Raw genomic sequence first — 25538 nt, forward strand, 5'->3', positions numbered from 1 at the left:
GTGCCCTAACATGTAGTAATTTTTGTGCAACATAATCTACTTTCAGGCGTCTGGGCCTTTGAGGCTTTCTACTCTTTTGATCATTGCTTCTGACAAGGATCGTAAATCATTGGCTGATAACATCGTGTTTGACAATATATGTGAGGTGCGCGGAGTTATATCTATCGCCGTAACTACTACAATAAGTGCGACTGCTATAGCTGTCACCACCGCCACGTCATGTGTAACCACAGCCTCTGATTCCGTTTTATCGGAAATGTCGATATTTGCAACAAAATTGTATAGAATATCTTTATCACCATGTTCGTACATCGCCTCAACAAATTTTTTAATAACTTCCTCTCTGGGCAAAATATCACCCAAAGATTTATTATTATTGATTGGGTCTTTAAATCTTTCATTCAATTCATCTTGGTATTCCCGAACCCATTCTCTAAATCTTTCATTACTAAGGACAGAAAATAAGAACTTGTTCGACCTTGACACCGCTTGAGGAATGATATTTGGTTGGGATTCTAATAAAACCCTCTTTGCAATAAAGTCCGTGGGGTCATCCACAAAAGATTCAACCGTTTTAGGGTCATCACGAAAGTCCTGATACATTAAATTTAATTTTTGGAGCACGTCATTACCCTGGAATCTCAATAGATCCTCGGACTTCATACATCTCCTATTACTGAAGATAAAAAAGCGCTCACTAGTATTGAGACTGCATACTCAAAACTACAAGCAACATTCTGCACACAGCCTCAACAAGCTGTAATGCCATCTGGCCTACGAAAATTGCCGTGACGAAAGAGCCGCCGGACAAGACAATTACGTATCCACTAAAAACCCTCCTTTTTACAAACAGAGAGTGTCCGGTGTTGTGAGTGAAACATCAACATCATAACACAACTCAGTACGCGAGCATGGGCGTCGGCGGCCTCGTGCGGTCCGTGAGGAAAGAGCGTTCTGGCGCACCTCTACAGAGTTTTGATCGGTAGTAAGGGGCCAGACACATTCTCAATGCAGAGCAGGAGAAAGACTATGGAATACGCAGTTGTGGATCTCGGAATGCTGGCGCTTGTTTTCGTCCTTGCACTCCTTCACACCTGGCGGCCGCGGGTGCCCTGGAAGACGCTCCTCCCCTTTTTGACTGACCTCGGGAGGAGCAGCGCTGTCACCACCATTCTCTGTGTCCTCTTGGCGCTGTTTACTCCGCCTCAGACGTGCCAGTCGTCATGCAAAGGCGCCACGAATGAGATATCCAGCCTCTCTTCGGGGGCCTTCAGGTCGGCGCCGGTCACCCTGAGCCAGTCCGCCCATGTGGACCAGACGACCGAGCGCATGTTCTCGTCGCCGGCCACCTGGTCGGCCAGTCTGGCCCACGTCCAGGCGCCAGGCGAGGGCAACCCCAGGCCCTGATCGGCCAAACACGATGCATCGAAAGGGCCCGCAACCCGCCGAACGGTCAGGTCGCGGGCCTTGACATGAAGTGCCACTCGGCGCCGCCCACCGTAGAAAAATCAAACCGCACGGGCCACCACTGCTGAGGAGGCCGGGCCGAACCGTCTGCGTAGGCCTCGTGCTGAGCTTCCATGATGAAGAAGTCTCCTTGCAGCGCGTCGCAGTGCGCGCACCCCTGACTCAGATAGGTTTGCCGCACCGTCTTACTCGCCCTGGGCTTGATGGCCCCGAGATGAAGCATTCGGCGCCGCTCTGCGGTGAAGACGTCTGCCAGGAGCTGCTTGACAGGGGACTCGCCACTCCACATGCCCCCTTCGTCCCAGTTGCGCAGGAGGTAGATCTCGGGATGACGCGGATGCGCCAGGTGAACGTCAATGATCACATTGGTCTCCCGCTTGCAGCGCCAGCAGGTCAGTGCGGTGGTCGTCACGCCCAGCCGGGCAGACTGGACCCCTCTGGGCCAGTACAGCAGCTGGCGGCTCAGTGCCCCCTGCACGAAATCCCTCAGCGGAACGTCAAACGGCTGCACACTGAAGTGCGACTCGTCGTGCTGGAGGCCAAAGATGGGCGTGGCATCCTGGTCGTAGGTCTCATCTTCAAAAGGCACGCGCTCTCGTGCTCGGCGCCGCTTCAGCCAGAGGCCACGCACGCCGCTCTGCTTGTATCGTGCTTGCCGGGCCACGGTGTCCGCCAGGGTCTGAGGCGACCACTGCACCTCAAACGCGATGCGGTGATCCCCCTTCTGAACCAGCACATCAGCAATCCAGACTTCACCCTCCGGCGTAACGCCCCGACATTCGGTCACCACATGCCAGCCGGCGTCTTGAGCAGCTTGCGCGATCACACTTTTGGCCAGCAAGTGCTCTGGAGTCTCTGAGGCAGACGTGCAGTCGCCGCGTTGCCGGTGAGCGAAAAAGAACGTACCCAAACTGCTGGTCTTGGGTACGGCTGGCTGATCACAGCAGACGGTCCGCAACTGCCGCTGCCGGTAGGTCTGTTTGAGCGTCGCCCAAGTCTCCGTTTCCTGGTTCCAGGCGTTGAGATCCGCACCGTCCAGCAGCGCACGCAGAGGCATGCCCTATGGTGGCATTTCGGAACATCAATCAATAGGGGGCGTGGCCCACCCCCACTGAAACTCCCGACCCCCCATACAAGCCCAAATTGCCAAAAATCTGCCTAGACATGAAATAAGTATGTTCAGGACGCAGTAAATGGCGAAGGTAAGTGATGCAGGAGCAGACTTTTGGCCGAAAAACTGCCTTTGAGCAAAAGCCAATGCCCGGCCCCCATGCTCTCTATAACCCGTGAAAACTATCCACATCCTCAAAGTGACCGCCGAATTCGTTCTCTACATGCTGGACGGCAACCGCCTCAGGAAAGGCCATGCAGAGTTTGCCAGCATCTACCCGCCCTCGGTGTATGGAAAGCCGAGGGCGGGCGCCACCATGAGCCGGCCAGATGGCCGGAACGTCACTGCGGTTCGGCGGTGGTGGTAATGGCCACCAGCAGCGCCGCGACCCGCTGCGCGTCGCCGGTCGCCCGGTGGGCCGGGCTGGACACCTGCACACCCTCACGCCAGCAGGCTTCGGCCAGCGAGACGTACCGAAAGCCGTCCCAGTAGTCGCTCCATTCACCCCAGATCGGCGCAGCGGCGCTCATCGCACAGCGCCAGTCCAGGTCAGGCAACTCCAGCCCCTGCAGGCGGCTTGAGCGCTGCATGGCGTCCTGATCAAATCCCGCATTCCAGGCCACCAGTTCTTTCCCCTCGATGTGCGGCCGCACCTGGGCCCAGACCTCCGGCCAGCCCGGCGCCGTGGCCAGCTCGGTATCCGTGATGCCATGCACGGCGCGCGCTCCCTCGCTGACAAGACCCACCGGCCGCACCAGACTCTGGTGCAGGACCTCGCCGCCGGGCGCCACCACGGCGATCTCCACCACCTCGGGGCAGTCCAGCTCCGTCGTCTCGGTGTCCAGCGTGACCCAGTTGCCGCGCGCCACGATCTCGCGCAGGGCCGCGCGCCCCTGGGCCGCCTGGTCGTCAAGCCAGGCCTGCCAGTCCGCCTCGTCCTGTGCAAGCTGAGCCGCTTCCTCCTCGCGCCGTCGCTGTTCATGTTTCTTGCGGACCTGTCCGGCCTTCTCCAGCGCCGCCAGTTGGGCGGGAGTGGCCTGGGGTCGGGGCACCGCCTGCGCGCGGTCGTACAGCACTGTCTCCTGATAGCGCCCACGGCGGCCGTAGCGCACGGTGGCCACTACCGGCCCCCCTGGCTTGAGTCCTTCAGCGCGTAGAGCAGTTTTGGTCAGCAGGCCATCTGGAACGTCGCCCCACCACACGTAATGGGGGAGGGTGGGCTGAGGCGCAAGCGTGAACGGGGCATCAGGCATCTGGTTGACCTCCTGGCTTCAGGAGTAACACAAGTTCGCAAAAAAGAAAAGTAGTGTCCATATCGAACAAAATCGCCTGCTTTCGTGTAGATAGGGTAAGAAAGAGACTTCGCCGTTCACGTTGCACTGCCGCCAAATTACAGCGCAGCCGTCATGATGGAACGCCCTCTGACACAGCGTCCAACCGGCATCAGGGGCTGAATTACCCCCTTCGCTTTTCCAGCCAGCTGCCGCTCAATGGACCGTTGCGTCCGCAACCGGTAGTGCGGGCGCTGCCAGCGACGAAACGCCCGCGCTGCCCGCTCAGCCGCATTGTTCGTTCCCTGCCAGGTTGGCTCACTCAAAAACGGCACCAAGTGGTCGAACTTGCCGGCCAGTCGCTTGACCAAACTGCTCATCGTGGGATCGGTCTGAAAGCGTGGGTCCTTGACCCACGCGTCGAAGTGTTGCCGACTCTCCGCCACGGTTGGGCGGGCACCATCTGGGCGGCGCCAGAGCGCCGCCCAGCCTTCAATCAGGGCCCGCACCGTGCGCACCTGTTCGCCCAACGGAGAGTCCAGTAGCACGGCAAAGCGCGTGCGCTGCTCTTCTGTCCATCGGGCTGCCTGTCCCAGGAGCCAGCCTTTGTGCCCCATGAGGCTGTTGCGCACCTGTCCTACCTGCGCCCAGGACGTCCACCCCGGCGGGGGTGGGCTGGCGGCTTCACTCGACAGTCCCTCTGCTGTACCTTCCGCTGGCCGGGGACCGGCCAGCCACTTTTTCACCGTATTGATGCCATGGCCGGTGATGCGCACGATGGCCCCTTGAGACAGCCCGGCTTCCCGCAGCCGGAACACCTCGTGCATGGCAGCGGTTTTCCGCTGGGCCAGTGGTGAATCCTGATCGCGCGCCCGGCCCCGTAATGAGGGCCTCTTCGTGGGATTCACCGGCGGGGTGGGTAAGCCGCGCCGCCAGGTGCGCAGCACTTCACTGAGCCGCTCGTGCATGTTCTTCGCCACATGGAAGGGGCAGCGCTGATGGGTGACCTCTGGCCAGACCTTCGTCACGACAGCTGGATACAGACGGCTTTCATCGGTCACGAGTTGGCGCGGTGTGACGCCTTCAGCCTTCAATCGCTGAAAAAAGGCTTCCAGGTGCGCGGGTTGCAGGTGATCCACGATCACCTGCGTGGCCAGGAAGGGCGCCGGGCTGTGCGGATCCACCGCCAGGAGAATGGCTTTGTCGCGCTGATACACCTCGTCCACGCACAGCACACCGCTGAAGGTGTGGTGCTGGGATGCGGCTGACGCTTCATCCCGTGGGGCATGAAACCAACGCCTCACCGTGGTGGCCGACGGCTGCACCTGAAAGTCGCGGGCCAACCGTGCGGGTGTGCGGCAAAACGGCACACCGTCCTGTTCAACGGTTTGCAGGGCCTTGTCAAACACCCGCTGCGTGTACGTGGCGCCCTTGCGCAAAAATGGGGGCTGAGCGCGGAAATACCGGCCGCAGGGCACGCATCGGTGGACACTGACCCGCACCTGGAGCACCGCTGGCGTGTCCAGGTGCAGGTCGAGGGCTTTGCGGGTCACATCCCAGCGGCGTCTGGCCTCTTGCCCGCAGTGCGGGCAAGGGGCCACCTTCGTACTGGCGTTAAGCTCCTGTGGCACAGCTCGCCAGCATGCCAGGGCCAGCAGGGGGGCACAGGGGTAAAGCCGAGGTCGTGAAGCAAAGGGACCCCCGCAATAGGGCAGCTGGACAGTTCCTGTCCAGCGTGATGGAGGGGGTTCCACATTTGCGCCACATGAGAGAGATCGGCTCTATAGCCTGACCTGATGCCAGGCGCGAGACCCGCGCCTGTGCGATCAGGAGGCATATGTTCGGAATGAAACTCCCACAGTGGCGCACCGCCCTGCTTGGCTTGCTGGGGGCCAGCAGTCTCGTGGCCTGTGGCCAGAACACCCCCAGCCCTGCTCCTTCTCCAGCACCTGGTGCGGAGGTGGCGGTCGAAGATGACCTGAACAGTCAAGCGACCACCACCAGTGGCCTGACCGGCGTGTACTACAACAACGCTGATTTCACAGGGACCACCGTGACCCGGGTGGACACGACCATCAGCAAGTCCTGGGGGACAGGCCGCCCTGTCACAGGGATTGACCCCACGACGTACAGCGTCCGCTGGCAAGGTCAGGTTACACCGGCCTACAGCGAGACCTATTCGTTCTTCTTAACCTCCAGTGGGAGCGCCCGCCTCTCCATCAATGGCCAGCCTCTTGTGAACGATTGGGCCAACCATGCGTCCAAAACCAGCGCAGCGACTATTACCTTGCTGGCGGGCGTAAAGTACGACATTCGCCTCGAGATGGCCCGAAGCAGCACCACCCCCGGAGCTGTGAGATTGGAGTGGCAAAGTTCCAGACAGCAGCGCGAAGTCGTACCTCAAGGCAGGCTTTTTCCAACAGGTTCGCAGACGCAGGCAGCGATCAATGCCCTTCAGGCAGAGCCAAAGTTTAAGGAGCTGGGGCTCACGCTGGATCCGCTGCAGACGAGGACAACAGTTGGGGCACAGGGCCTCACCCGCATCGTTTCTATTCTTCCTCAGCAGGGCTTCGTTTATGCCTCGCTGCGCAATGGAACGATCGGTGGCATTCTCTACTTCAGTCGGGCAGGCGACACAAATACACTTCTGAGTGTGCTTGATGGCCAGAAATTGGTACTAGGAGCGCTGAACCAATATTACGCGGCCGACGGCACGCAGACAGAAGCACAGAGGCTTCTCTTTCAGCGGCGCCTTGCGGCCTTTCTGAGCAATGGCTTTTATAAGGAAGAGAGCGTCAGTGCGCAGCAACTGGCACCCATGGGAATTGGTGCCAAACTAATCTGCGAGGAGGAAGCGCTTAGTAGTATTAATGTTCAGTTGCAGCCCCCGCCAGATTGTGCGGGGCAGGTGTGTGAACTTGCAGCCAAGGACTATAGAGATTCGGTTTGCGATGAAATTGGCATTGTTGAAGACACGGTCTGGACCGTCGTCTTTCTGCCGGCAGGGGCATTTAGCTGGTCGGTCACCATCTTGAACGGCGTTCCTACTGAATTTCATACGAGTGCGTGGGCGAAATATAGAGAGTGCCTGGTCAAACACGGCAACCCTGTTGAGCAAGGTTCATCTGGCGAACGAGAAGGCTGCGTTGTTGGGATTAAAGTGACAGCCAAAGACCCACAGCGCCGAGTCCAAGTGAATACCAGCGGCATGGTGGAAGTCACCGTAGCGAACGTCTCCTCTGATCCTCAATGGCCCGCTAACGCAACACTGGATGCAACTGTCAATTTCACGAGTGTGTCAGCCAATGTCAGTACGATTTTCAATCGGACTAATTTCAAAATCCTCCCCAACGGTACGAATGGCTTCTCTGTAGGGTATATGTGTCCCGCTGTTCCCACGACGCTGTATGCCGAGATCGGCTTTCTCCATAACGCAAATCGGCCTATTAGTGACCGTGCCTCCATCAAGATTGAATGCACGGGTGCTGAGCCCAAACTCCAAGCCACTGACCCGCCCCCAATCTCTGCCCCCGTCGGCCAGACCGCCACAGGCAGCTTCGAGATCAGCAACGTGGGTGACCCCGGCACTGTGCTGAATTACACCCTCACGCCGAGCGGCGGCTTGAGTGTCAGCTCTACCAATGGTGCTCTAGAGCAGGGTCGAACTTCATCCATCACTGTGAGTGCGCCTTGTACAACAGTAGGCAAAGCCAACGCATCGCTGCTTATTCAGAGTAATGATCCAGATAAGCCACAACATACTATCCCTGTAGCTATCGAATGCCTTAGTGAGAACTGGATAGGCCACATTACTTTCTCTTTCAATACCGGCTATTCACGCGCAGCAGACAACTATGAAGAAGGTCTCTGTGAAGCCAACGCATACGCGTGGTACCGAAACGATGGCAACCCTTACTCTCAGCTGGGAATGCAAAATCTGACCTTCCGTGGAATGGAGAAGATCATTTGGTCCGACCAATGGTGGTCAGTAAATTGCGATCAATACGGTCACCAAGCTTTGAATAGTAAAGATGGGCTCTATACAGCCAAACTTAACGAGCTCATTGCCAGCTGGAAGGAGAACAACGACCCTAGTATTGATGACTCCAAGGTAATTTTTCGATCAACACCATATACCATCCAAGAGCCACGTTTTCCCGGAAATGGCACGTCAAGCGGTGCGCTGGGTTGGAATATTTACGCTTCATATTGATCATGAGCACTTGTACTAATTGACCAAGGGAAGTAGCAGAGTGGCCCGTGTAGATGGGCCACTCTGCTAAACATGACTGGGCACAGGTAGGGCAGGTGTGCAACAGCCTCATGTGGCTCCAGATGGCTGGAAGAGCAGCGCTCGGCTAGTGGTGCTGCTGGCCTCTCTGCTGGGTGCACAGGGCCCTAGTCGAAGGCTGGGCGGCGCTGTGGCGTTACCCGAATGGCAGTCCTGAGAGTCGCCACCAGTTGGAAACGTGGGTCAAGGATATACGCTTCCAGACCGCCCCCGCGCTGAGCGGCCTCGTGAATCGTCTGGCCGGCAAGTTCGAGCATCTGGCGCCACTTCCGAGCCAGCCTGGCAGGGAACGAATAAGCCGCTGATGCCTGTTGGACGCTGTGCTAGAGGGCGTTCTATCACGACGGCCGCCCTGTGCCCTCACGGCAGTGCAACGCGAACGGCGTAGTCTCGGTAAGAAACTATCTATAACATTTGAATGTCGCACTTTGCGGTTCAGCTTTGTACGCTGAGCCATGCCAACACCAGGCGGTCCGGCGTGAACGCTTCAGATCTCACCCCCCTTCTCCACTCTTCTGAAAGCGTGGACTTGGAATACAAGCGCACCTTCCCTCGCGACTACTTTGATAAAAATTCAGAGCGTTACGACGATGCCCGCGCAGAGGTCATCAAAGATGTGGCCGCACTTGCGAATGCGCAAAGTCCACGCCCTGGACATTTGATCTACGGCATTGCAGATGACAATGGGCGCCGCAGAGTTCATCCAGAGCGCCGCACTCATGCCGTGGATGACGCGACACTCCGAGACTTTTTTAGGCGGTTCATTGAGCCGATGCCCCATTTCGCCTATGGCGAGTTTGAGTATGGGGGACAGCTGGTCGGTCTCCTTCGAGTGGAACGGGTCATGCCCTACCCACACGTCATCCGGGCGCGGGTGGACAGAAGCACGACTATCGCCCCTGGACAGGTCTGGATTCGCAAAGGTACGCAGAACACGGTGGCCCTTTCCGATGATCTCCAAGCCATCTACAAGGGGCATGAGCCCTACAGGATTGAATCGGAAAGTGAAGAGAACAAAGCGCTGGCAGCGCAAGCCCGCGAGCGTGGCTATGAGACCATTTGGGTCTCTGCGTCCCTTGTGGAAGTGAAAGAGAGGGAAGGCGCGCAGCTCATCTATCAGCCGGGCACTCGTCGTCGGGTGGCGCGTGCCAGCCACTTCCCAGAATCTGAGCCCTCCTACATGATGCAGCGGCCTTCTAGATACCGCTGACACCCAAAATCTCGAACCGCCCCACCAGCACCCCTCCAGGCAGCGCGTCCCGCCGCGAAGCGCGTGGGGGGTGTTCTTCGCGCACGTCGCTGAGCAGCCCGCGCACCACCACCACGCCCACCCGCACATTCCGCCTGGGTTCGCCCTCGCTCGTGCTGGCATAGAGGCGGTAGGCCCGGCCGGTACGGCGGCGCACGGTGAAGCGCTGGCCACGCCTAGCCTCCAGGTACAGGACAGGCTGCACCTGGCCCGGCACGTCGGTCATCAGACCCCGGATCTCCGCCACTTTCAAGCCTAAGGCCTGGAGCTGGGCTGCCTTCTCGGCGTGAGCCGCTACCAGTTGCGCCTGCAGTTCAGGCCACTGCTCGGCGGCCACCGCGTTACCCCGTGGGAAAGTGTACTCACGAACCCGATGACTTTCGTAAGCCTGGTTCACGTGCACGGCCGCATGCGCCCAGACCTCATCGTGAAAGCCGGGCAGTCGTCGGCGCGGGTCTCGCAGGTGGCCAATCTCGCGGTAGGTCGCCTCAATGTGGCACACCTGCTCGCGCAGTCGGCCGAACAGCAAGCCGTCTTCGACGACCGCGACAAAACGCTCTGGGTGCCACAGGCCCGGCTCGGGCGTGATGGAGTCCTCCGCTCGCCACACCGCATGACGCCGCAGCTGGACTTGGATGACGGCCAGTTGCGGCGTTGGGTCAGAATGAGCGTAGGGCTCTGGCACAAAGGAAGTTGTATAATATATTCGATTTACAAATCAATAGAATGAGTCTATCTATCTTATAGATGATTTAGAATGGAAGATCCTCTTCGTCTGGGGGGAAGTCGTCAATACCTTGATCTATATCTAATTCCATTGGGAATGGCTTCCCGTTCCCAAGTAGATGCATTACATGCTCCTCAGTATATAGAGATTCATCACTGCTCACGTCAATCCATTTAAAATCGATAAGATGTTCTCTCTCTATCCTTGGGTAGGCCAAGCAGCTAATTATTTTTAGCTTAGAGCCATCGATTATTCTTTGTATGGCCCTATCATGATACAAAGCGCTTATCCAATGCTCTAATGCTACGCCTATAGACGCCCTTCCTTCTACGCTAAGATTGACATTTTCTTGTATTATGCAATCTTCCCCCTGCTCTTCTACAGTTATCTCACGATTTCCAAATTCATATCTTTCAAATACGGATTTGTGGACCGCATATACAATCGACACTTCGACCGATGCGTAAAATTCTATAGATAATTCATTTGCAGACACAAGAGTGATGAATTTAGGAGATATGTGAGTAACCAAAACATCAAGCAAGCTAGTGAATTGCGGATTTGATCCCATAATAGCAGGTAAGTTAATTTCTGCTATTTTAGGAAAATCATCCCATAGCTTGTGTAGTATTTTCGCGGAGACTGTTCTCGGGTTTTTAACTATAGCATCTGAGAATACTTTAAGTATGTCTCTTTCATAATCTGCTATATTGTCTTCTATATATTCTTTAAACTTTGATGACGAAACTAGTTCCTCCGATCTAGCGTAGCATGTGCATCCCAATAGAGAAACGTAGTTGGCCAAGTTGGTGTCGTTGCTCAGAAAAATTACGGAGTCGAATTCATCTACAAGCTGCTTAATGCTATAATAAATCATTGCATCAGGCAAATGCTCACGCTCTCGTCGCTTCTTGAATGGAGGCAGCCCTGTAAAATAGGCCTGCATAGCCTGTTTGTAGATCTCCTCGTCAATTGGGTAAACAACGATCTTATTTACGTATATCCACTGAATAAATCTTTCGTTGACAGAGGTTTTTAATGTAATCTTTTCTCTATCTACACTCTCAATTAACTCATTAACCTTTTTAAATCCAGTATCTGAAAGTCCCGCTTTCTTCAGAGAATTTAATGCCTCGACCACTCTATCAATAGCGCCATCGGTGATGTCTTGATTATTAGACATAACTTCGTCTTTAACAATTTCTGATACGTAAACTTTTAGGATACCTATTCTAGAATAATAACTAATTGCCTGCATACCAGGAGTATTTGTACGAGGATCACCCCGTATTATGTTAGAGTCGATAAAAATGATCATTGTCTTAGCATGTCTTTTAGATCAAGTATTCAGAAATAGTTGTGAATGTGATTCTTTTTTACGATGGGCGGAAGGATCATAGATCTAAAATACGGCATCAGACTTGAGGATAGTCAAACTACGTGCCATTACTCGAATATATCTGGCAAGCTCGCCGCCGCCGCCCTCAGCCGGTTGCGGTTGACTCGCGTATAGATCTGCGTGGTTGCAATGCTGGCATGCCCCAGCACTTCCTGAACCTCTTCAATCGGCCGCCCGGCTTCGACCAGGGCGGTCGCGTGGCTGTGGCGCAGCTTATGAGGCGTGCTCTGCTCCGGCCGCAGCCCGGCGCGCGCCCCGGCGCGGTGCATCGCCTGCTCAATGGTGCGCACTGGAAAAGGCCGCCCCGCCCCCGCGCCCTTGAGAGGCGTGAACACGTAAGGGCCCGCCGGCGCTCCAGGCCTCCGGCGCCCCTTGAGCCAGCCCTGCAGGGCGCGCTGGGCGGTTGGGCTCAGATATACCTGGCGCTCCTTATCCCCCTTCCCAATCACGCGGATGGCCACCGGCACCTCGTCCTCGTCAAATTCCACCGCATCAAACTCCAGGTGTAGCACCTCGGAGATCCGGCAGCCGGTCCCGTACAAAAAGGCCAGCAGCGTCCAGTCCCGCAGGGCCTTGTCCGGCGCGCTCTGGTTCTTGGCGGCCGCGAGGAGCCGCGAGACTTCCGCCGTGGTCAGGGCCTTGGGCAGCCGGGTGGGCAGCTTCGGCGATTTCAGTTCCGCCGGGCCACTCTGCATCGCCACCCCCTCGACTCCCTTGAGGTAACCCCAGAACTTCTTCCAGGAACTGATCACGCGCCGCGTTCGGGCTGGGGCCGTCTGATGCGCCTGGAGGTAGGCCCGCAGCTCGCGCGCCCCCACCTGTTCCCAGCCCTGCACCGCAGGCCGCTCGGCGGCCAGCCACGCGGCCAGCGCCGCCACATCGTGCCGGTACTGCCGCGCCGTCGCCGGACTCAGAGCCTCCTCCCTCAGGAGGTAGCTCTCAAAGCCAGGGATGTCGGTGGTGAGCGACATCAGCCCCTCCCCTGTTGACGCAGGCCACAGACAGAGGGCAGGAAGGGCCGCAGGGCAGGGGAGCGCTGTTCAGGCATGGGCAGGGTCCTTTCGGGAAGAGATCAGTTCAGGTGCTGCACGCCCAGGGCCAGCTCGTGGCCCTGACGCGCGGCGTCCAGGTGAAAGAGTTCAAGCGCCAGGGCGGCGCGGCGCTCAGCAATATTGCGGAGTGCCGCCTGACGTTCATCGTTCGAGAGGGGCGCCAGACGAACCGCCTCCAACTGCGCCCGAAAGAGGTCCAGTGCCCGGGCGTCCAGTTCCTGGTGATAAGCGTCCAGCTGGGTCATGGTCTAAGCCTCGTACCCCCGCTCCATGCAGGCTTCGCAGGGATCAAAGTGGGCCTCATGGCAACGGCAGCAAGGCTGGTGGGCATCATCTGGCATCGTCATTGTCCCTTCAGCGGCGGCTGGTCTGCCGCCCGGAGTACCCGAGGTTGTGAAACGGGGCGTCACGGCCGTCGCCGCCATACTTGCGGCGTGTCATCTCCAGCGTGATTGCCAGGGCCAGTGCATCCATGCGGCGCTGGGCGGCAGGCGTGTACAGGTGCAGGCGCCGAGGGTCAGTGTTCTTGTTCTTGGGATCGGCTTCCTGGGCTTGCAACTCGACCAGCAGCTGCGTCTGAGTCCAGCCGTCGTACTTCCCCATGTCAGTTGAGCGCCCGCTCAGCGGCCTCGCGCCCCTCGCGCTCGTGTTCGGCCCAGGTCTGCGCGCCGACCACCTTCACAGTGATGTGGCCGTGGTACTCGTCACTGGTCAGGCCCTCTGCCGTGATCTCCAGCACCAGCTGCCGGGTGCCGGTGCGCTGGGCCTGTTCCCACAGTGGCCCAATGGCCTCCGAGTGAATGCCGCCGAACGACACCCCGGGGCTCAGCGTGCGCTGCTTCTCCACGACCTCCAGTGCCAGCCGGTGCGCGTCAGCCGGGCTGTGCCCGGAGTTTTCCAACAGGTCTTGCAGGGCGTCCAGAAACGGGTTTTTCTCGTCGTGACTCATGCGCCCTCCCTCGGGGTGCAGGGGTGGGGGCGCGCGGGGCGCCCCCGTCCAGGCTCAGGCCGCGAACGTCACCACGTCGGGCACCCATCCAGCTTCCCGCAGTTTGGCGGCGAACTCCACAATGCGGCCCATCAGTTCTTTCTTGCTCAGCCCCGGCGCAATGCTGGGCTGGCAGGCTTTCGGCATCGTCGCCACCAGCGCCGTAAGCTGGGGAATGGTGTAGGCGCTCAGGAACTCGGTGGTCACGGTCCACTCCTGGGCCAGTCGCACGTCGGCACCGATCTGCCCCGCCACATACACGGCCAGCTCGCCGGGGCGGTGGCTCACGCTGTACCCCGACCAGTGGTGCAGCGAGTCGTGCATGTGATACGCCAGCAGCTCTAACAGCTCATCGGTGCTGAGCTCCATCAAGGCGGCGTGCAGACGCGCGCCGGACGGGCGGCGGGTCAGCTCACCGGGCTTGTTCGACTTGAACAGCCCTGGGTGCTGGGTCGTCCACCGCTCAATCAGCGCAGCCACTTCGGGCAGGGGTTCGGCCCCGCTCAGCGTCGGGGCGTCCTCCCGGCGCACCTTGACTTCAGTGCTCCCGCAGGCCGCTTCAAACAGGCCCTGGACCGTCAGCACGAGGCACCGCTTGGGGTCGTTCACCAGACTCCCCCACAACACGCGGGCGCGGGCTTCCTGGCCGATCTTGTGCGCGGCGTCCCGCACCGGGCGGTCCTCGGGGGCCGTCTGGGCACGGGTCTGGGCGCGGGCGGCGCTCTGCTTGGCTTTCTCTGCGGCCTGGGCGTCGGCCTTGCGAACCGCCCGCTCATGGCGGCGCATCTGGCCGCTGGCATTGAACACGTACACCACGCCGCGCAGGTTCTCGGGGCCGTAGTTCTCGTACTCGCGCCAGGGCAGGTTCTGCACGTAATCCGCCTGCACCACGTCCACGAACGCCCACGACCCGCTGTCCCGGTCAGCCTGCGCCTGTGCCTCAATGGCCGCGAGTTGCAGCGCCTGTGCTTTCTGCGTGTCCCGGAAGTACGCGGGGGTGAGGCCCCACAGGTCCTCATTCACCGCGAGGCCCGAGGCGGCCACATCGAACAGGGCGTCACTGACCAGCAGGCGGCCCTGGGTGGTCAGCTTGCGGAGCTGATCGGCGCTGTAGTGGTGGGGGTTGTCCTTGACCAGCTTCACCAGATGCTTTTTCAGTTCCCCGGTGGTCTGTGCGATCACCTGGGCCTGGGCCACGTTGATCTTGCCCTCGGTCAGCAGCTTGCGGGCCTCTTTGCCCAGCCCAGAGGCCAGGGTCAGGCGCTGCTCGACGAAACGCACCTCGCGCCCGCTCCGCACGGCGATTTCATCCGGGGTCATGCCCAGGCCCACCAGTCGGGAGAAGCCGTCAGCTTCTTCCAACGGGGTCACGTCCTCGCGCTGGAAGTTCTCTGTCACGGCGATCTCCACCAGCTGTGAATCGGTCATGGGCTGCACGCGGCAGGGCACGGTGTAGCCTTCAGGCACCTTCAGCAGTTCACTGGCGCCGCCCTGGTCGTCCACCAGTTCCAGCCCTTCGACCAGCAGGCCCACGGCGCGGAAGCGGCGCTCACCTGCAGCCAGTTCATACGCGCCCGCCTCAGTCGGGTGGGGGCGCACCACGAGGTTTTGCAGGACGCCTTTGTAGTAAATGTCGGTTGCCAACTGGAACAGGGCCTGCTGGTCGAACTCGCGCCGGGGGTTGAACTCGCTGCGGCGCAGGGCGGTCCAGGGGATTTGCACCACTTCGGCATCAGTGGGGGTGGCGAGGCGCAGGGTGGCGGGGGCTTCGGTCAGTTCACGGGCTGCGGTCATTCGTTACGCTCCTTTGGCCTCTGTCTGGGGCACATTTAGATAATAGCGTAAAATAGTGATTTCACGCAAGTTCTAGGCCACGAAAAAACCAGCCGGTTTTGCCGTACTGGTCAAGGTTTGAGCCATTCTGAGCGGCTGGGGTTATTCAGAGACAGAGGGAAAAGTGGCGGAAAACTCTAGGAACTGGCGGAAAACATGCGAGGCGCTGGGAGGCTCAGGAAGGCCCCTCGGCGTCCTCTTGAGGGGCTGTAGCCCCCCGCTTTTGGCCCGGCTTTTTCGCACCGGCCTTTTTGGGGGGCGCGGGCCTGGACGTTTTGGGCTTCGCCACCCAGGCCACTTGGTCCACCGTGACATTCAGCAGTTCGGCAAACTTCTGGGCACGGGTCACGCTCGGTTCAGTGCGGCCCTGAAGGTAGTCGCCCATGCGCCCACGCGTGATCCCTACGGCGTCGGCCAGGGCCTGCACGGTGATGCCGCGCGCCTCGCGCCACTCGGAGAGTGATTTTTTCTTCTGGTCTGTCATATACTCCCCTACGCTCCCTTTTCCTCTGTCTGGGGTGCGCAGTTCCGCCCACAGGGGGCGGAACTTTGTTTTGGGGAGTGTACCCGACTCAGCGCGGGCCTTCATGGTCATACAGCGGCTTCACCCCCTGTGCCCCGCTCTGCGGCACATGCCCCGGCCAGATCGTGAGACTCGCCCCCCAGCCTGCGTGGTACGAGTAGGTGCGAGGATTGCGGCACCCCTTGGGAATAATCTTGAACGTCGCGCCGTCCCTGGGCTGGTAGACCGTGCTGATCTCCAGCAGTCGGCCCTGCACGAACTGAACATTGCCGTTGTCGTGTTCGCGGTGGTAGGTAATCAACAGGGAGAGAGGGGTATCGAGCGGCACCAGAGCGCGGATGCCGTCATAAATGGGGCGGGGGCGCCAGCGGTCGGCGCAGAAATACTCGCGCACATCGTTGTGCAGGTTCCGCGCGATCCACTGCGTGTTGTTGTGCTCGCCGGGGTCGTCGGCTTCGACAGCCTGCACGAGCTGGTAAATCTGAAACATGATGGCGGCGCGGTATTCCTCGCGCGTCTGGGGGTAGGTGCTCACCGCTCACACCCGCAGTCGTCGTGGAGACGCGCGGCACAGCTGGGGCAGCCGCTCAGGCTGGGCGCGTCCGGCGCGGCCACCAGTTCGGGGCTGTCCGCCTCGGCGGTCTGGTCGCGGTCCTCTTCGGGGGGGTCGTACAGGGTCCACATGGGCGGGGCCTCCGGGGCAGGGGCCGCGCCACCTTCTCAGCGGCGCGGCGTGAGGGGCTTAGTTCGTGACGCGCTTGACCTGGCAGCCCAGGTCATCGTCTGGCGTGCCTCTCGCCTGGCGGTCCCTCAGGGCCTGCATGTACCGCAGATGGTCCCCGCCGTAATGGCGCTTGACCGTGGCCCAGAAGCCCGCGCGGCCAATCGCCTCCATATGCACCGACCCATGCCGCGTGGCTGTCGCTGTGCCGCCCATCCTGCCCCGTTCTGCCGCTGTTCTGCTCATCCTTGACGCTCCTTTCCCCTCTGTCTGGGGTAAGTAAAGTGTACCTCTTTTTGAGTACACTGTCAAGGCTTTTGAACGTGTGAGACAAGGAAAAAGGCCGCCCGCGTCGGGCGGCCTGCGTGGGTGGTTTAGAGAATGCCCCGCTTCCGGGCTTCGGCCTCCAGCGCCTTTCTGTGCTCAATGGTCCAGTGGGCTTGGCAGGCGTCATGCAGCCCCCAGAGGGCCTGAAACGCCGCGACTGGGTGTTCTGTGGTGAACCCTTCGAGCGGGTGGGGCTTACCGTCGATCAGATAGATGCCGTCAAGGTGGCCCAAGTTGGGGTCACGGCTGCTGATCTCGAACGTTTCCAGCGTGGGGCGGCGCATAAACCCGAAGTCGGCCAGCTTCACAAATGGGCCGCCTACGCCCATCACCTCAAGCGCGGTGGAGACCACCAAGCGGCGCCGGGCTTCTTCGTCCTCGCCCTGGACGGTATAGGTGCCGCCATTGCTCCAGCAGTGGTACTCCAGGCGGTGCAGCTTCTTCAGCAGCTCGGCGGGGCCGTAGCGGTCGGCGGTGGGCTTGGCCTGTGCGTAATAGGCCAGGATGAGCTGAGTTTCCTCTTCGGTCAGGTCGCGCCGCTCATAGCTGATGGCGTAGGCGCGGTGGTTGGCGAGGTGCAGCCGCTCAAAAATGGCCGGGTCCACTGGCCCGCCCGGCTCCACGGGGAACAGGTCCTCAGCAGAGGCCAGATAGGCTTTTACTTCTTCGGCGCGGTCAACGATCACAGACATGGGGGCCTCCAGGGCGCAGGGGGGTCAGGCCCAGGGGGTGCCCTGGGCCACGGCGGGGGCGAGGTTAAGCGGCGGGCAGGCGGCGGGGGCCAGTGTTCACGCGCTCTGAGCCGTACCGCTCGCGCATTTCCTCCATCGTGGTGTTGCCTCGCCCGTTGCTGGGCTTGCCTTTGAAGGCCCACATGCCCTTCTTGTGCATCCACCAGTAGCCGGCGCCCTTGATCGTGTCCTTGTGGGGCTTGGTGTCGCCGCTCAGCCACACCCACGCGCCGATGATTTCCAGCTCGATCCCGTCCAGATGGGCCACAGCTTCAACAGCGGCGCGCACGGCGGCTTCCACTTCGGTTTCCTGCTCACGGCTGCGGTAGAACTTGCCCTCGCCATACACATCGTCAGGCTTCTCGCTCAGCAGGCGCTTCATGGTCGCCTCGTACTGGGTGTTGATCTCCTGCATCTGCGCTGTCGAGCCGCCCTTGTCGGGGTGGTGGGTCTTGCACAGCTGGCGGTACAGGGTTTTGAGTTCGTCGGCGGTGGTGATGTGCTGGAAGTAGTTCACTTGGGCTCCTTTCCCCTCTGTCTGGGGTAAGAACAGTGTACCTCTTTTTGAGTACAATGTCAAGAGAAACGCCCATCCACACAGCAAAACTGAGGGTCTGACAGACCCTCAGAGCACCGCCCTGCTTTCGACCGTTCCCGCCCCCCTGGTGTCCTCCACACCGCGCCCCCTTTGGGCGCGCGTGTGCCGCCTCGCGGCCTTCGGTGGCCGCCTCGCCCGCGCACTCCCCTTCTCGTCTGCTGCGCTTCAGCTCTTCCCCCTGCTTGGGCCTTTTGCTGCTGTCAAGCGGGGGCGCGCGGCGCCCCCAAGTCGCAACCCGGCCGCCCTCTGGCCGGGTTTGACAGCTCTCCTGGGGGCTGTGGCCCTGCCTATCCTTCCGGCGCCAGCCGGGGAAAAGATGTCGGCGCCCTTCTGACATTTTTTCCCCGGCTGATGCCCGTCCGGCGAGGACACCGCTCTTGACCTTGTGCCTTTTGCTGTTGGGCGGGCCTGAACGTGGCCGACGAGCCGCCTCTAGGGGCGCGGGCAGGCCCGCCCCGCCCTGCGGCCAGGGGCTTTGATGCGGTGCGGCCTCTGGCCGCGCTGCGTCCTTCGGCCCGCCTCTCAGGGCCGAATCCTGGCCCCCCGGGGCCGGGATGGGCCGCGCAGCGTGGTGTTGCTGCGGATCTGTTGCGCCCAGGACCCGGGCGCCCTGCACTGGCCAGCTTCCAGACGGGTCCAGGGACGGGAATGTGAAAAGCACCCCAGCGGCGTGACGTGAGGAACGCCGCGTCGTTGGGGTGCTGGTGCCCGCCGCAGCGGGCATTCACATGGACGGCCTGCCCCACCAGGGCATCCTGAAATCATGGAATCATGAAAAAAAGAGAGAGGGCGAATCGCCCTTCCCTGTTGATCCTGTCCTGTCTGTTCGTCCGGTAGAGGGACTCGTACGGCCTCTATCTGCTCGTAAGGGGTCACTTGCGACAACATCATCATTCCCCCTGCATGTAAGGTCAGGATGGCGCACGCCACGGCGAAGGGCCGGCCCCGTTTGAAGGTACCCAGATAAAGCAGAATGGTCAGGACGAATAGCGCCAGGGGTCGAACAGGGGCACGTGGCAGCCCAAGCAGGGGCCTAGGTTCTGTAGGCCAAGGGGAGAGTCGTGGTTGGTCAGCGTATCTTCTGCCGTTGTGGCGCGAAGAAATCAGTGATGAGAATGGACACGTCTTGAACCGTTCCTGCCGCCCCTGGTCGGTCTGGGGCGACCTTACCTGGCTCATCGTCCGGTGATCAGTGGCATCGTGTGGGTCCTGCGTACGGGGGCCCCCTGGCGTGACGTTCCAGAACGATTCGGCAAATGGACGACTGTGGCCAGTCGCTTTCGTCGCTGGACCGCAAAAGGCATCTGGCAGACGATCTGGGCAACTCTGCAACGTGAGGCTGACCTGCAAGAGCAGCTCGACTGGTCCATGCATTTTGTGGATGGCACGGTGGTTCGAGCCCATCAATGTGCGGCCGGCGCGCGTGGAGGTCAGGAAGGCGAAGCGCTGGGACGCTCACGAGGCGGGTTCGGCACGAAGATTCACGTGCGTGCCGAAGGGAAGGGTAAACCCATGGCCTTCGTGCTTAGCGGCGGAGAGCGCCACGAGTCGAAGTTCCTGCAGGCCCTCCTGGAACAAGGTGCTGTTGTTCGTGCTGGCCGTGGACGCCCCAGGATTCGGCCTGATCGCGTGGTGGGGGACAAAGGCTACAGCTACACGACTGTTCGTACATATCTGCACAGGCGTGGCATTCGAATCACCATTCCCAGGCGGAAGGACCAAGGGCCGAATCTCTGCTTTGACCGTATCGTGTATAAGGAACGCAACAAAGTCGAGCGCTTGGTTGGACGCCTCAAACACTTTCGTCGGATCGCGACTCGCTACGATAAGAGAGCGCTGAGTTACCAAAGCTGGTTGACCATAGCTGCCATCCTGCTCTGGCTATGATGAATGGATGCGCTACTTTGTCTCTTAACTCAGAAGTTCATTTACGAACTCCAGATAGTCGTCGATAGCAGCCCTGATCAATTCCTGCTGTTCACCTTTCAGATGCGTCAGACCAGATTCAAGATCAATCGGAAAGTCGATCAGCATCAGTGCCAGCTTTTTGGGGACGTGGCCGTGTGCCGTGACGATCCGCTCGATTTCCCCCAGAAGAGCGTCGAATTCTGACCGATCAAGTCCTTCCCCCATCCGCAGTCGTGTTGCGAAGTCAACGTAGCGTTCAAGCACCTCATCCATCACGAGACCCACCCTACCCAGCGCAGGAAGGCGCGTCATCCCCGCGTCCTTCATGCCATTCGGGTCATTTGCAGCAGGGGCCGTCCCAAGCCCATGACCAGTCACACTGGCTGTCCCCACTGCTGGTCGCTGACTTCCCTGCCTCACCGTACGCAAAGACAGGGAGTTGCCCCTTGGCCTACAGAACCTAGCACTACTTAAACACGCTTTTTGACTTAGTGAACAGCTTTTTCACTTATGAGCTGGACTTCACTGTCACCGCTTGTCGACGTTCGGCTCCGTTCTTTGAGCGAGCTGGGTTTCGACCACCTCCATCAAGCTGACGAACAAGGCATCTCCAAGCCGATTACCACACCAGCTCTGCACCTGTTGCACCCAATCCGGTTGAGCACTCACACGTGAGTGCTCAATCAACTCGACAAGCTGCTCGATGCCACGTTCTCTGGCTGCCTGCTCATCCTGACTCCACGAACTCAGATTGACGAGTAAATGCGCGACCTCACGCAGAAAAAACTGATCTCCAACTTCACTAACATCAACACGCAACTGCTCAATGGCTGCTTCAATTGTGGGTTGTGGAACCTCTGTGTGCGCCTCAGACCAATATGTGAACTCGCGAACCTCGCGTCCAATCCGGGTCCAATCCATCAGGAACAGGTTGGCCACAAATCCACCACGCTCCCTCATCACGTTGAGCTGCACATTGTCGCCGTGCTTGTGCAGAAAGAGCGCGAGGGGATCCGACGCACCTGACTCGGTCATATCCTCGCTATGATCGGGTATTTTCTATCGAGGTCCACAGCAGCGATATCACGCCCCTGATCAGACGCAATGATCCACGGTATCTGAAAGGTCATGAGCCTCAGGTCACGTGTGATGCACCAACTTTTTTACGCGAGAAGGAGGCGGGCTCCGGCCTGAAGAGTGAGGTTGAGGCTTCATCAGCCAGGAAACCACTTGTTTGCGTGTCTGCGGCAGTGTGCTCAGGTGTCTTCTTCCGAGGGGCAATCGCAGCGCCTGGAGGAACGCCATGGCCATCATGCAGAGCAACACATGATGGTGAAGACCCCGCCAGGAACGGCCCTCAAAGTGATCGAGCCCCAACTCCTCTTTGAGTTGTTGATGGACCTGTTCGCAGGACCACCGAGCCTTGATGTCGCGGATCAATTCGATTTTTGCCGTGTTGGCGGGGTGATTCGTGAGGTAATACTTCCGTTCCCCGCTGGGCCGACGTTCAACGACGAGCCAGACTTCATCACCTGGAAGATGGGACCCGTCATGAAGTTCCCCTCCGTCGGCAACCCGGACGCGCAGAACGGCAAAACGGGCGCGCAGCGGTCCCTTCGTGCCCTTGCGCCAAGTTCGGGACACCCATTTGTGCGGCGGCAAATCATGCAAAACCTGAGCCACGCTTTTGCGTGGCTCGTCGGGGACGGGCACCAGGAGTCGGCCCGTCTTGGATCTCCGCTCCGTCAGCATCCCGACCTTCGTGGAGTACACCTTTTGCGCGCCTGGAACCCCAACGGCCCAGGTCAGTCCCCGAGCCGTGAGTGCTCCACGAAACGCAGCGCTGTTCCCATAGCCAGCATCTGCGACGACCACTTTGAACGTCACACCGTGCTGCCGGACGCGGTCAATCTCCTGCAAGGCCAACGCCTTCTTGGTCAGAAACTGCCGGTGTCCCTGTGGGACACCGGCCGCAACACAGCGCTGAGGGTCATCCGTCCATGCCTGGGGGAGGAACAACCGTAACGCCAAAGGCACAGGGATGTCGTTTCTTGCGAGCGTCAGCGAGACCAAGACCTGACAGTTGGCCACCTTGCCCAGCACACCGCAATACTGCCGGGCGACCCCGACACTGCCGGTGCCTTGCTTCGGGAACGCGGTGTCATCCACGATCAACACGGCGTCGTGGCCCCCGACCAACCGCTGCGCCTGTCGCGCGAGGACGGCCCCCATCTGATCATCCTGCCAGGGACTCACCGTCACAAAATGGTGCAGCTGCGCGTACTGGCCAGGGGCAACGTGTTCGGCGAGTGGTTGCAGACTTTTGCGTTCCAGCGGGGCCATCAAGCCGCGCAGGTACATGGGACACCACTTTCGGCGGCGAGCGTGTCCCAGCACGCGCTGAAAGGGACGCAGGAAGCGCCGCAGGGACAAGGCATGGTCCTGAGCAGAGGTCATGCGTCAGCCTGACAGACACGCATGAATGCCGTCTAGGAAGCCAAAATCTGTGTTTAAGTCGTGCTAGGCCATGCCAGCCGCGCCAAGGGCCAACACCAGGGCCAGGGGAGCGGCAACGGCACGGTGGGGCAAAGCACGGGCCATGGCCGGAATGTACCCCGCGCGTGTGCGACAGCAGACCGCGTACCTGCGCCTCCTCCAAAGCGCACCTGTGATTCTCGCGGACACACGGCGAGTGAACCAAATCAGAAGAGGATAGAAAAGTTTCCCCCATGTTCGCCAAAAGAAATAATTTGCGCTTAGCGAAATTCCGAGGTATGATGTTTTATGAGCCTTGCGGAATATATAGATGGTGCACTGAGAGCAATGGGTAAACGCCGACAAGATCTAGCACACACCCTGAACGTAAGTTCTTCAGCTATCACGCGGCTGCTGGCTAGACCTGATGAAGCACAAACCCTAGGCCAGCTCAAAGCGGTGGCTGATGCATTAGGCCTGCGCTGGCACCATGCTCTGTATGACTCAGAAATGCAGAGCCAAAATACAAAAACAGTTGCCAATACAATTTCCCATAAACCAGGACAGAATTTTATTTTCGAGAGTAGTTTTGATATTGTTTATCGTCTTGCAGCAGAACACAATTTAATAAACTTAATGAGGGTGGAGATTGAACCAAAGCTTTATCCACTTGAATTGAAGCAAGGGAACGAAGTTGAGGTCCTCAGCGTTCTGGGATGGCACTTGGGAAAAACCAAAGAACGCGCTTCGCCAGAATGCAATGTTGATGTGTATTGGTATATCTATACATCACACAGTGATTGGAATCAAAACTTCAATGGAAATCAAAACAACATCCTTCTGTTTAACGAACTGGGCGAAGCTTCGCTTCACTCCATCAATCACACCTCATCACGAGTGCATATTCAACAACCCAGTACAGCAGGAAGAATATATAATTCTCTAGAATCTGATATAGTGATGCGCAGCTTTGGCGATAGGTCACACTTAATTGTCGAAAACAAGGGTGTTTCGAGTTCAGCCCACTTAATTTTTACAGATGTGCAAACAAACATTGATCTTTTTACATCTATGACCACAGCCATTCAAAATATCGAGAGATTAGCAGATGAATACACAAAGAATATCATCAATCGGAAGATGGACTAGATTTCTCACTCCAAAATTTGCTCACCTTTGGCAAGAATTCTATCTTCCTGACGCACAGCATTGTATATCTTGCTGGCAACGACTAGATACTCTGGAGTCTGATCATAGGTATCATATGCACTTATATCAATTCTCCCGCTTGCACTCGAAGCCTTAGGTATTAAAGTAAATGAAGGGATGGAGAACCTAGTATCCTGCACACGGATATCGGGTTCAATTCCGTCAAAAGAAATCTGGCGTCCTGAAGGATCATGCCATATAGCAGTAGGGATAACAAGCCTGCTGCCATTAGCCAAGTCGACTTGAGTGTTTGACACACCCTTGCCATAGGTGACATCACCGACAACCGTTACCCCACGCCGTCCTTTAAGGGCTGCCACCAAAATTTCAGCGGCTGAAGAGGTATATTTATTGACCAAAATCACAATATCCCCTTCATAGTCATAAGACCCGGCTTGTGCCGAGTATGTTTTTAAAACCTGCCCTTTTCTATTTTCTAGACTCAACAACTTACCCTCTTTCACAAACAGATCAGCAGCTTCAACTGCCTGCTCTATAAAACCTCCAGGGTTATCCCTAAGATCCAAAATTAACTTTTTAGGTTTATGGGCAACCAATACATTTTTCAAATCTTTTGCAGCATCTTCTTCTAGGAAGCTGCGAATATTTATATAGTAGCCGCCGTTCCGATCCTTGATTCTCTTGAACGTCACGTTACTGCTTTTGACAAGATCTCGTTCGACAGCGATATTTAAATTTATCCCCTGTCTGACGATGCTAAGTTTTACCTGTGTGCCTATCCTGCCCCGCAATCCAGGCGACTGGTCAATAAGGACACTCTTATCGTTGACTCTGGTAAGAATATCACCCACGATCATCCCTGCACGTTGGGCTGGCGAGCCCTCCACGACACCAATAACATAAAAAAATTGACTGGCGCCAAGTTCGATAGGACGCAGGTAGAGTCCGACACCCGCCGCTTCACCTGTCCTGGCCATCCTGTTGAACTCGGTGACTGTTTCTGCGTCCAGAACCTCTGCAAATTTCGCATTCGGACCGCTTTTGACCATCGCTTTTATTGCGGCAGTGGCAATATCGTTGCCATCGCTTTCTCCTAGACTGTGCCGCTGCACATACATATATGTTTGAATGATCGAAAAAAAGTCTCGTGAAAATACCTTATTGACGCCGGACACGAAAGCAAGCACAAATAGAGCTATGAGGATGAGTGCGTGGAACACAAACCAACGCCATCGCGCTACCAAATGAAAACTGGGCAACAAACCCTCTCTCCTAGATCCATACAGAAATAAAGAAGATGGATCGCCTGACACATACGGCAAATCCATCTCGAAACCGATCAAAAGCAGAAGGACACCTCGTTTAATCAGAGCTGTATTTCAATCAGGGTGGCCAGTAGTCGTTGGACTCAGGGTCGGTTCAGCAGTCTGCTGGTAGGCGGTCACGCCTGCCAGACCCAACACGCCAATAGCCAGCACTGCTGCCACGAAACGTTTCATCGTCGTCATCTTTCACCTCCTCTTCGTCATGGAGCCACTTTCAAGCAGGGTGGCCGTAAGCCGTCGGACTCAGGGTTGGTTCAGCAGTCTGCTGGTAGGCGGTCACGCCTGCCAGACCCAACACGCCAATAGCCAGCACTGCTGCCACGAAACGTTTCATCGTCGTCATCTTTCACCTCCTCTTCGTCATGGAGCCAC

General features: G+C 58.3%; 28 protein-coding genes. 4 read left to right on the forward strand and 24 right to left on the reverse strand.

The window, feature by feature from the left end; all coding sequences use genetic code 11:
* Nucleotides 1-42: 42 nt before the first annotated feature.
* The 5 genes from KMW22_RS16830 to KMW22_RS16850 all read right to left on the reverse strand — a co-directional run bounded on the left by KMW22_RS16830 (nt 43) and on the right by KMW22_RS16850 (nt 5258).
* On the reverse strand, nt 43-663 hold the full coding sequence (locus KMW22_RS16830; protein WP_221091187.1) for a hypothetical protein: 621 nt from the start codon (nt 661-663) through the stop codon (nt 43-45).
* Between the two features lie 542 nt (nt 664-1205).
* Nucleotides 1206-1349 carry a hypothetical protein gene (locus KMW22_RS16835; protein ID WP_221091188.1) on the reverse strand — a complete coding sequence of 48 codons (144 nt, stop codon included), beginning with the start codon at nt 1347-1349 and terminating at the stop codon, nt 1206-1208.
* 104 nt (nt 1350-1453) lie between these two features.
* Nucleotides 1454-2524, reverse strand: coding sequence for a competence protein CoiA (locus KMW22_RS16840; RefSeq protein ID WP_221091189.1), 1071 nt, complete (start codon nt 2522-2524; stop codon nt 1454-1456).
* 395 nt (nt 2525-2919) lie between these two features.
* A complete protein-coding gene (locus KMW22_RS19465) occupies nt 2920-3699 on the reverse strand; it encodes a 3'-5' exonuclease (protein ID WP_328774742.1) in 780 nt (259 codons plus the stop codon).
* 269 nt (nt 3700-3968) lie between these two features.
* Nucleotides 3969-5258, reverse strand: a complete 1290-nt coding sequence (locus tag KMW22_RS16850) for a transposase (protein WP_221091190.1) — start codon at nt 5256-5258, stop codon at nt 3969-3971.
* 428 nt (nt 5259-5686) lie between these two features.
* On the opposite strand from KMW22_RS16850, the gene KMW22_RS16855 reads away from it, so the two are divergent.
* Both KMW22_RS16855 and KMW22_RS16860 read left to right on the forward strand, forming a co-directional pair.
* A complete protein-coding gene (locus tag KMW22_RS16855; RefSeq protein WP_221091191.1) occupies nt 5687-8062 on the forward strand; it encodes a PA14 domain-containing protein in 2376 nt (791 codons plus the stop codon).
* 496 nt (nt 8063-8558) lie between these two features.
* The gene (locus tag KMW22_RS16860) at nt 8559-9350 is read left to right on the forward strand and encodes an AlbA family DNA-binding domain-containing protein (protein ID WP_221091192.1); all 792 of its coding nucleotides are present in this window, start codon (nt 8559-8561) and stop codon (nt 9348-9350) included.
* Here the strand turns inward: KMW22_RS16860 and KMW22_RS16865 are convergent.
* The 13 genes from KMW22_RS16865 to KMW22_RS16925 all read right to left on the reverse strand — a co-directional run bounded on the left by KMW22_RS16865 (nt 9337) and on the right by KMW22_RS16925 (nt 18207).
* The gene (locus KMW22_RS16865; RefSeq protein WP_221091193.1) at nt 9337-9999 is read right to left on the reverse strand and encodes a hypothetical protein; all 663 of its coding nucleotides are present in this window, start codon (nt 9997-9999) and stop codon (nt 9337-9339) included. The two genes, KMW22_RS16860 and KMW22_RS16865, sit on opposite strands and share 14 nt — an antisense overlap.
* 142 nt (nt 10000-10141) lie before the next feature.
* The gene (locus KMW22_RS16870) at nt 10142-11434 is read right to left on the reverse strand and encodes a PIN domain-containing protein (RefSeq protein WP_221091194.1); all 1293 of its coding nucleotides are present in this window, start codon (nt 11432-11434) and stop codon (nt 10142-10144) included.
* A gap of 128 nt (nt 11435-11562) precedes the next feature.
* Nucleotides 11563-12486: a tyrosine-type recombinase/integrase gene (locus tag KMW22_RS16875; protein ID WP_221091195.1), complete on the reverse strand. Its 924-nt coding sequence runs from the start codon at nt 12484-12486 to the stop codon at nt 11563-11565.
* A gap of 101 nt (nt 12487-12587) precedes the next feature.
* Complete coding sequence (locus KMW22_RS16880; RefSeq protein ID WP_221091196.1) at nt 12588-12812, reverse strand: hypothetical protein; 225 nt, start codon at nt 12810-12812, stop codon at nt 12588-12590.
* Between the two features lie 109 nt (nt 12813-12921).
* Nucleotides 12922-13170: a hypothetical protein gene (locus KMW22_RS16885; RefSeq protein ID WP_221091197.1), complete on the reverse strand. Its 249-nt coding sequence runs from the start codon at nt 13168-13170 to the stop codon at nt 12922-12924.
* A 1-nt stretch (nt 13171) separates the two neighbouring features.
* On the reverse strand, nt 13172-13516 hold the full coding sequence (locus tag KMW22_RS16890) for a hypothetical protein (RefSeq protein WP_221091198.1): 345 nt from the start codon (nt 13514-13516) through the stop codon (nt 13172-13174).
* Between the two features lie 54 nt (nt 13517-13570).
* Nucleotides 13571-15349 (reverse strand): ParB/RepB/Spo0J family partition protein, encoded by a 1779-nt coding sequence (locus KMW22_RS16895; protein WP_221091199.1) that lies wholly within the window; start codon nt 15347-15349, stop codon nt 13571-13573.
* Nucleotides 15350-15563: 214 nt separating this feature from the next.
* Entirely contained in the window at nt 15564-15872 is a 309-nt protein-coding gene (locus KMW22_RS16900) for a helix-turn-helix transcriptional regulator (protein WP_221091200.1), read from the reverse strand.
* Nucleotides 15873-15960: 88 nt separating this feature from the next.
* Nucleotides 15961-16446 (reverse strand): hypothetical protein, encoded by a 486-nt coding sequence (locus KMW22_RS16905; RefSeq protein ID WP_221091201.1) that lies wholly within the window; start codon nt 16444-16446, stop codon nt 15961-15963.
* Entirely contained in the window at nt 16443-16595 is a 153-nt protein-coding gene (locus KMW22_RS16910) for a hypothetical protein (protein WP_221091202.1), read from the reverse strand. Before KMW22_RS16910 ends, KMW22_RS16905 begins: the two co-directional genes overlap by 4 nt.
* Before the next feature lie 58 nt (nt 16596-16653).
* On the reverse strand, nt 16654-16878 hold the full coding sequence (locus KMW22_RS16915) for a hypothetical protein (protein WP_221091203.1): 225 nt from the start codon (nt 16876-16878) through the stop codon (nt 16654-16656).
* Nucleotides 16879-17006: 128 nt separating this feature from the next.
* Nucleotides 17007-17651 carry a hypothetical protein gene (locus tag KMW22_RS16920; protein ID WP_221091204.1) on the reverse strand — a complete coding sequence of 215 codons (645 nt, stop codon included), beginning with the start codon at nt 17649-17651 and terminating at the stop codon, nt 17007-17009.
* Between the two features lie 64 nt (nt 17652-17715).
* On the reverse strand, nt 17716-18207 hold the full coding sequence (locus KMW22_RS16925; RefSeq protein WP_221091205.1) for a J domain-containing protein: 492 nt from the start codon (nt 18205-18207) through the stop codon (nt 17716-17718).
* Between the two features lie 1218 nt (nt 18208-19425).
* Here KMW22_RS16925 and KMW22_RS16930 point away from each other — a divergent pair.
* On the forward strand, nt 19426-20175 hold the full coding sequence (locus KMW22_RS16930; protein ID WP_221091212.1) for an IS5 family transposase: 750 nt from the start codon (nt 19426-19428) through the stop codon (nt 20173-20175).
* 24 nt (nt 20176-20199) lie between these two features.
* On the opposite strand, the gene KMW22_RS16935 is transcribed toward KMW22_RS16930, so the two are convergent.
* The 3 genes from KMW22_RS16935 to KMW22_RS16945 form a co-directional block, all read right to left on the reverse strand.
* A complete protein-coding gene (locus tag KMW22_RS16935; RefSeq protein ID WP_221091206.1) occupies nt 20200-20508 on the reverse strand; it encodes a hypothetical protein in 309 nt (102 codons plus the stop codon).
* Nucleotides 20509-20724: 216 nt separating this feature from the next.
* A complete protein-coding gene (locus KMW22_RS16940) occupies nt 20725-21231 on the reverse strand; it encodes a hypothetical protein (protein WP_221091207.1) in 507 nt (168 codons plus the stop codon).
* 105 nt (nt 21232-21336) lie between these two features.
* Nucleotides 21337-22653, reverse strand: coding sequence for an IS701 family transposase (locus tag KMW22_RS16945; protein ID WP_268906335.1), 1317 nt, complete (start codon nt 22651-22653; stop codon nt 21337-21339).
* A gap of 327 nt (nt 22654-22980) precedes the next feature.
* Here KMW22_RS16945 and KMW22_RS16950 point away from each other — a divergent pair, with 327 nt between their 5' ends.
* Complete coding sequence (locus tag KMW22_RS16950) at nt 22981-23820, forward strand: hypothetical protein (RefSeq protein WP_221091209.1); 840 nt, start codon at nt 22981-22983, stop codon at nt 23818-23820.
* A 5-nt stretch (nt 23821-23825) separates the two neighbouring features.
* Here KMW22_RS16950 and KMW22_RS16955 read toward each other — a convergent pair whose 3' ends face one another.
* From KMW22_RS16955 to KMW22_RS19590, 3 genes are read right to left on the reverse strand one after another with little or no spacing between them, the layout of a single operon-like run.
* Nucleotides 23826-25184, reverse strand: a complete 1359-nt coding sequence (locus KMW22_RS16955; protein ID WP_221091210.1) for a S41 family peptidase — start codon at nt 25182-25184, stop codon at nt 23826-23828.
* Nucleotides 25185-25220: 36 nt separating this feature from the next.
* Nucleotides 25221-25349, reverse strand: a complete 129-nt coding sequence (locus KMW22_RS19585; RefSeq protein WP_268906336.1) for a hypothetical protein — start codon at nt 25347-25349, stop codon at nt 25221-25223.
* A 31-nt stretch (nt 25350-25380) separates the two neighbouring features.
* Nucleotides 25381-25509 (reverse strand): hypothetical protein, encoded by a 129-nt coding sequence (locus tag KMW22_RS19590; RefSeq protein ID WP_268906337.1) that lies wholly within the window; start codon nt 25507-25509, stop codon nt 25381-25383.
* Nucleotides 25510-25538 lie beyond the last annotated feature (29 nt).

This window comes from Deinococcus aquaedulcis (assembly GCF_019693445.1).
In the GTDB taxonomy this organism is placed as follows: domain Bacteria; phylum Deinococcota; class Deinococci; order Deinococcales; family Deinococcaceae; genus Deinococcus; species Deinococcus aquaedulcis.